The organism is Streptomyces flavofungini (assembly GCF_041028215.1).
In the GTDB taxonomy this organism is placed as follows: Bacteria; Actinomycetota; Actinomycetes; order Streptomycetales; family Streptomycetaceae; genus Streptomyces; species Streptomyces flavofungini_B.
The window spans coordinates 1-7,155 of sequence record NZ_JASKYR010000445.1; the positions used below are offsets into that span (position 1 = coordinate 1).

The window sequence follows — 7,155 nt, forward strand, 5'->3', positions numbered from 1 at the left end:
CCGTGGCGGTGGTCGTCGCCGCCGGAGCCGGAGCTTCCGCCGCCCGCTCCGCCTCGGCCGCGGCCTGCGTGGTGGCCCGCCGCGCGCCGTAACGACGGTGGACCGCCTGCTTGGTGACACCGAGGGCGGAGCCCACCGCGTCCCACGAGAATCCGAGCGAGCGGTCGAAGTCCACCGCCGCGGTGACCAGGGTCTCGACGCTGTCCCGCAGTTCCTGGGCGAGGCGTACGGTCGGGGCGGGGGCCCGTCCGTAGACGACGAAGCCCGCGGAGGGGCTCGAGCGGCGCGGGCGGTAGACGTTTCCGAGCTGGGCGGTGAGCGTACGCAGTGCGTCCACCTGCCGGCGGACCCGCTCGATGTCCCGTACCAGAAGGTGCAGGCTGGCCCGAGCCTGGGCGTCGTGGGTTGCGTGGTCGGCCATGAACAAGCCTCTCGAACCGGCGTTGAAAAGGATCGGGCCACCTGTGCGGCCCTTTGTGGTCAACTCTTTCTTGACCAACGCGCTAGTCCGTGAGGGGTCACGGTGCAGGGGCGTATGTGCATATGCACAGGGCGCGCGGCGCTTCGTACGCCCCCGGGGCGTCAACGGCACTCACCCGTAAGGACGCACCGGGCGGCGCCCGCGAGCGGACCATAGACTGGTGCGCTGCCGTTCGCCTTCTGAAGAGATCCGAGGTATCCCCGAGTGAAGCTGGTCTTCGCAGGCACCCCCGAGGTCGCCGTCCCCGCGCTGGACGCCCTGATCGCCTCCGACCGGCACGAGGTGGCCGCCGTCGTGACGCGCCCCGACGCCCCCGCGGGCCGGGGCCGCAGGCTCGTCGCGAGCCCCGTCGCGCAGCGGGCCGAGGACGCGGGCATCGAGGTGCTGAAGCCGGCGAAGCCGGGGGACGCGGACTTCCTGGCGCGGCTGCGGGAGATCGGACCCGACTGCTGCCCCGTCGTCGCCTACGGCGCCCTGCTCCCCCAGGCCGCCCTCGACGTCCCGGCCCACGGCTGGGTCAACCTGCACTTCTCGCTGCTGCCCGCCTGGCGCGGCGCCGCTCCGGTGCAGCACGCGGTGCTCGCGGGCGACGAGATCACCGGTGCCTCCACCTTCCTGATCGAGCGGGGCCTCGACTCCGGACCCGTCTACGGAACGGTCACCGAGGAGGTCCGCCCCACCGACACCAGCGGCGACCTGCTGACCCGGCTCGCCTTCGCGGGCTCCGGGCTGCTCGTCGCCACCATGGACGGCATCGGGGACGGCAGCCTGAAGGCGGTGCCGCAGCCCGCCGACGGCGTCACCCTCGCCCCGAAGATCAATGTCGAGGACGCCGAGATCGACTGGGCGGCGCCCGCCCTGCGCGTCGACCGCGTGGTGCGCGGCTGCACCCCCGCGCCCGGCGCCTGGACCGTCTTCCGCGGCGAGCGGCTGAAGGTCATCCAGGCCGCGCTCGTGGCGGACCGCACCGACCTCGCGCCGGGCGAGCTGTCCCCGGCCAAGAACAACGTGTACGTGGGCTCCGGGTCGCACGCCGTGGAGCTGCTCTGGGTGCAGCCGCAGGGCAAGAAGCCGATGCGCGGCGCCGACTGGGCCCGCGGGGTGCGGATCGCCCCAGGTGAGCGCGTGGGAGCGGGCGACGTAGGCTAGACGGGTTCGACCCACACCGGCACCAATGGGGTCCGGCCCGGTATGCGATGGGTACGGCCCACGCCGGTACCGGACGGGTCCGGCCCCAGACCAGCAGCGGAGCACCTTTGAACGACCAGCCGAACCGGCGCCCCGGCACGACAGCGGGCGGGCCCGGAAAGCAGGGCCAGTCAGGCAGGCGGGGGAAGCCGGGCAAGCCCTACCGCCGCCCCCAGCGGGACCCCGTCCGCGTCCTCGCCTTCGAGGCGCTGCGGGCCGTGGACGAGCGCGACGCCTACGCCAACCTCGTCCTGCCGCCGCTGCTGCGCAAGGCCAGGGAGAAGGAGGGGCCCGAGAAGTTCGACGCGCGGGACGCGGCGCTCGCGACCGAGCTGGTCTACGGCACGCTGCGCCGCCAGGGAACGTACGACGCGATCGTGGCGGCCTGCGTCGACCGGCCGCTGCGCGAGGTCGACCCGCCGGTCCTCGACGTGCTCAACCTCGGCGTCCACCAGCTCCTCGGCACCCGCATCCCGACGCACGCGGCCGTCTCCGCCTCGGTGGAGCTGGCCCGCGTGGTGCTCGGCGACGGCCGGGCCAAGTTCGTCAACGCCGTGCTGCGCAAGGTCGCCCAGGACGACCTCGACGGCTGGGTGGAGAAGGTCGCGCCGCCCTACGACGAGGACCCCGAGGACCACCTCGCCGTGGTGCACTCGCACCCCCGCTGGGTCGTCTCGGCGCTGTGGGACTCGCTCGGCGGCGGCCGTGCCGGGATCGAGGACCTGCTCGAAGCCGACAACGAACGCCCCGAGGTCACGCTCGTCGCCCGCCCGGGACGTGCCACCGCCGATGAGCTGCTCGACTCGGTGGGGGAGGAGTCGGCGCTGCCCGGACGCTGGTCCCCGTACGCCGTGCGGCTCAGCGAGGGCGGTGAGCCGCACGGCGTACGGGCCCGGCACCTTCGACCGCGTCCTGATGGACGTGCCCTGCACCGGTCTCGGCGCCCTGCGCCGCCGCCCGGAGGCCCGCTGGCGGCGCCGCCCGCAGGACCTCGACGGCTTCGCCCCCTTGCAGCGCGCGCTGCTGCGCACGGCGCTGGAGTCGGTGCGCGTCGGCGGCGTCGTCGGCTACGCCACCTGCTCACCGCACCTGGCCGAGACCCGCGCGGTCGTCGATGACGTCATCAAGCACGCGCCGGGCGCCGAACTCCTCGACGCGCGGCCGCTCATGCCCGGCGTCCCCGCCCTCGGCGACGGCCCCGACGTGCAGCTCTGGCCCCACCTGCACGGCACGGACGCGATGTATCTGGCGCTGATCCGGCGCACCGCCTGACAGCCCCGGCTCACGCGTCCTGGGACCGGCCCGCGGGGCTCGGGCTGACCTCCTCGCGGAGGACCGGCTCCGGGCGCCCGGCGAGGGCGTGCGGCCACCACACCTTCGGGCCCACGTCCAGGAACAGGGACGTGACCAGGACGGACCGCACGATGAAGGTGTCGATGAGGACCCCCAGGGCGACCGCGAAGCCGATCTCGGCGAACGGCACCAGCGGCAGTGTGCCGAGCGCGGCGAAGGTGCCCGCGAGGACCAGGCCCGCCGAGGTGATCACCGCGCCGGTCGCCGCGAGGCCCGTCAGGACGCCCGCCCGGGTGCCCTGGCGCCCGGCCTCCTCGCGGATACGGGTCGCCAGGAAGATGTTGTAGTCGATGCCGAGCGCCACCAGGAACACGAAGACGAAGAGCGGGAAGTCGGTCGGCTCGCCCGGATAGTCGAAGAGGTACCGGAAGGCGAGCGCGCTCACGCCGAGGGCGGCGGTGAAGGACAGCACCACCGTCCCGATGAGCAGCAGCGGCGCGACGACCGCCCGCAGCAGCGCCCCGAGGATCAGCAGCACCACGACCAGGACCAGCGGGATCACCAGCTTGTTGTCGTGCGCGGTGGCGTGGTCCATGTCGAGCAGGGCCGCCGTGCCGCCGCCCACCAGGGCGTCCGCGCCGGGGACCGCGTGGACGGCGTCGCGCACCCGCTCCACGGTCGCCTTGGCGGCCGGGCTGTCGGGCGAGTCGGCGGGGGTCGCCTCGATCAGGAACCTGCCGTCGTCGACGGCCTTCGTCCCGGGCGGCCGCCCGACACTTGCGGGCACCACGCCCTCCGTCCCGCGCACCGCCCGGGTCACCTCGGCCCGCTTGCCCAGGTCCCCGACGATGACCAGCGGATCGCCTGAGCCCGCGGGGAAGTACTCGGCCAGCACCTCCTGGCCGGTGACCGAGTCCGGCTTGTCGGTGAAGGAGTCGGCGTTGCTGAGCCCATCGGCCCGGAGCTGGAGCAGCCCGAGCGAAAGCAGCGCGAGGGCCGCCGCCGTGGCGGCCCAGACCACGCGCGGGCGATGGGCGATGCGCCGGCCCGTACGGGCCCACAGGCCGCGTTCGGTCGGCTCGGCGGAGCCCAGGTGCGGGATCAGCGGCCAGAAGAGCCAGCGGCCGAAGATCACGAGCAGCGCGGGGAAGAGGGAGAGCATCGCGAGGAGGCCGACGGCGACGCCGATGGCGGCCACGGGACCGAGGCCCCGCGTCGAGTTCATCTCGGCGGTGAGCAGCACCAGCATGCTCGCGACCACCGTCGCGCCGGACGCGAGCACCGCCGGGCCCGCCCGGTGCAGGGCGAGCGCCATGGCCTCGTGCCGGTCCTCGTGGCGGCGCAGCTCTTCGCGATAGCGAGCGACGAGGAGCAGGGCGTAGTCGGTCCCCGCGCCGAAGACGAGGACCGTCAGGATGCCCGCGCTCTGGCCGTTGACCGTCAGGTCCGCGTGCTCGGCGAGCAGGTAGATGAGCGCCTGCGCGGTGAACAGCGCCGTGATCACCGCGACCAGCGGGGCGAGCAGCAGGGTGGGGCTGCGGTAGGTGAACAGCAGGATCACGACGACGATGCCCGCGGCCGAGAACAGCAGCGTCGAGTCGATGCCCTCGAACGCCTCCGCCGAGTCGGCGGCCGTGCCGCCGGGACCGGCCACATGCACCTGGAGGCCGCCCTCGCTGCCGCCCACCCGCGCGCGGATGTCGTCCACGGCGGGCCCGATCCGCTCCCAGCTCTCGGCGTCCATCGTGATCGGCACGTAGATCTGGGCCGCCTCCGGGCCGGGCCGCTTGTCGTACACCGGCCCGCGCACCTCCGCGCCACGGATGCCGTGGGCGCGCAGTTCACCGGTCTGGCGCACGTCCTCGCGGATACGGGCGCGGTCGGCGGGGGTGAGGCCGCCCTCACGCGCGTACACGACGATCGCGGGGATCACCTCGGCCCTGAAGTCCTCGGAGAGCGAGAGGACTTGGGTGGACTCCGCCGAGCCGGGCAGCCAGGAGTCCGCGTCGTTCTCCTGGACGTCGGCCAGCTTCTGGGCCAGCGGCGCCGCCACGACGATGACCAGCAGCCAGAAGAGCACCACCAGCCACTTGGTGCGCCGTCCGCAGACCAGCCACGCGACTCCACGCCGCTCCCGCTTTCCCTGTACGTCCGCCATGGCTTCCCCCCGCTGTGGCCGTGCGCGGTGCCGGTGGACCGCTCAGCATGGCACGAGGCGTGCCCCGGGGGGGAGTCGCTGTGCCCACGGCCCGGACCGGGGTCCGCGACCGGCGCCGGGCATGGCAGGCTTGGGTCATGGCCCCGCAGATCAACCCCAGCATCCTGTCCGCGGACTTCGCCCGCCTTGCCGAGGAGGCAAAGGCCGTCGAAGGCGCCGACTGGCTCCATGTCGATGTGATGGACAACCACTTCGTCCCGAACCTCACGCTCGGGGTGCCGGTCGTAGAGTCGCTCGCCCGCGCGACGGACACGCCCCTGGACTGCCACCTGATGATCGAGGACCCCGATCGCTGGGCGCCGCAGTACGTCGAAGCGGGCGCCGGATCGGTCACGTTCCACGCGGAGGCCGCCGCCGCTCCGGTACGGCTCGCCCGCGAGATCCGCGCCAAGGGCGCCCGCTCCTCCATGGCGCTGAAGCCCGCGACGCCCATCGAGCCGTACGAGGACCTGCTCCCCGAGCTCGACATGCTGCTGATCATGACCGTCGAGCCGGGCTTCGGCGGCCAGGCCTTCCTCGACATCATGCTGCCCAAGATCCGCCGCACCCGTGAGCTGATCAGCAAGCACGGGCTCGAACTCTGGCTCCAGGTCGACGGCGGCGTCTCGGCGTCCACCATCGAGCGCTGCGCGGAGGCGGGCGCCGATGTCTTCGTCGCGGGCTCGGCGGTCTATGGCGCCGACGATCCCGCCGAGGCGGTACGTTCACTGCGTGCCCAAGCGGCGGCAAAGACGGCGTCAAGCGCCTGGGCATGCGGCCACTGAGCCACGGGAACGTGAACGCAGTCCCTCAGGGCTGATCAACTGGGCCGGATCTGCAAGGATGAACGGCGTACGCACTTTGTGAACAGCAGTGAGGAGAGCGCCGTGTCGGCCATGTCGGCGGGTCGGTCAGCCATGCGGATGGGACCCGCGGAGCTGGTGCAGGCGGCGGCCATGGCCCGCCGCTTCTACCTCGAGGGCAAGTCCAAGATCCAGATCGCCGAGGAGTTCGGCGTCAGCCGCTTCAAGGTGGCCCGGGTCCTGGAGACCGCCCTTGAGCGAGATCTCGTGCGCATCGAGATCAGGGTCCCGGCGGAGCTGGACGCCGAGCGCTCCGACGCGCTGCGCGCCCGGTACGGCCTGCGGCACGCGGTCGTCGTGGAGTCGCCCGCGCCCGCCGACGAGATCGACGAGTCCCCGGACCCGGAGAATCTCGGCGAGGTCGCGGCGGAACTGCTCGGCGAGCTCGTCACCGAGGGCGATGTGCTCGGCCTCGCCTGGGGCCGCTCGACCATCCACATGGCCGCGGCGCTCGACCAGTTGCCGCCCTGCACGGTCGTGCAACTCACCGGTGTCTACGACGCGGGCACCGCCGAGCGCGGCTCCGTCGAGGCGGTCCGCCGCGCGGCCCAGGTCTCCGGCGGCGAGGCCCACCCCATCTACGCGCCGATGCTGCTGCCGGACCCGGCCACGGCCGCCGCGCTGCGCAACCAGACCGGCATCGCCCGCGCCTTCGAGTACTTCGACAAGGTCACGGTCGCCGCGGTCTCCATCGGCTCCTGGGAGCCGGGGATCTCCACCGTCCACGACATGCTCAGCGACGAGGAGCGCGCACACTACGCCTCCCTCGGCGTGGCCGCCGAGATGTCCGCGCACCTCTTCGACGCCGAGGGGCGCCGGGTCGGGCGGGACCTCGGAGAGCGGTGCATCACCGTCGAGGCGGACCGGCTCCGGCGGATTCCCGAGGTCGTGGCCATCGCGGGAGGACGGCGCAAGGCCGCCGCCATCGACGCGGTGCTGCGCTCGGGGCTCGTGACCAGCCTGGTCACGGACACCGCCGCCGCCGATCAGCTGCTCGTCGCGGGGCCCGCGCCCCGCCCCGCCCTGAACCGTGCGGACCCCGACGGAGTCTGAGCTGCTGTGGCAGCATCTGTCCCATGCTGACCCGGTTCGTCCCCCGCTGGTTCGGGGCGCTGCTGCTCTGTCTCGGGGCC

General features: G+C 73.3%; 5 protein-coding genes and 1 pseudogene. 4 read left to right on the forward strand and 2 right to left on the reverse strand.

Going from position 1 to position 7,155, the window contains the following annotated elements; genetic code table 11:
• A partial coding sequence (locus AB8Z36_RS26445) for a hypothetical protein (protein WP_369215884.1) occupies positions 1-421 on the reverse strand: 421 nt, incomplete at its 3' end.
• 264 nt (positions 422-685) lie between these two features.
• On the opposite strand from AB8Z36_RS26445, the gene fmt reads away from it, so the two are divergent.
• Together fmt and AB8Z36_RS26455 are read left to right on the forward strand one after the other, a co-directional pair.
• On the forward strand, positions 686-1,630 hold the full coding sequence (gene fmt / locus AB8Z36_RS26450; protein WP_369215885.1) for a methionyl-tRNA formyltransferase: 945 nt from the start codon (positions 686-688) through the stop codon (positions 1,628-1,630).
• Positions 1,631-1,737: 107 nt separating this feature from the next.
• Positions 1,738-2,941 (forward strand): annotated as a pseudogene (locus AB8Z36_RS26455) (transcription antitermination factor NusB).
• Between the two features lie 10 nt (positions 2,942-2,951).
• On the opposite strand, the gene AB8Z36_RS26460 reads toward AB8Z36_RS26455, so the two are convergent.
• Positions 2,952-5,120, reverse strand: a complete 2,169-nt coding sequence (locus tag AB8Z36_RS26460) for an MMPL family transporter (protein ID WP_369215886.1) — start codon at positions 5,118-5,120, stop codon at positions 2,952-2,954.
• Positions 5,121-5,257: 137 nt separating this feature from the next.
• Between AB8Z36_RS26460 and rpe the strand changes: the two genes are divergently transcribed.
• A complete protein-coding gene (rpe, locus tag AB8Z36_RS26465; protein ID WP_369215887.1) occupies positions 5,258-5,944 on the forward strand; it encodes a ribulose-phosphate 3-epimerase in 687 nt (228 codons plus the stop codon).
• 78 nt (positions 5,945-6,022) lie between these two features.
• Positions 6,023-7,075 carry a sugar-binding transcriptional regulator gene (locus AB8Z36_RS26470; protein ID WP_369215888.1) on the forward strand — a complete coding sequence of 351 codons (1,053 nt, stop codon included), beginning with the start codon at positions 6,023-6,025 and terminating at the stop codon, positions 7,073-7,075.
• Positions 7,076-7,155: the final 80 nt, after the last annotated feature.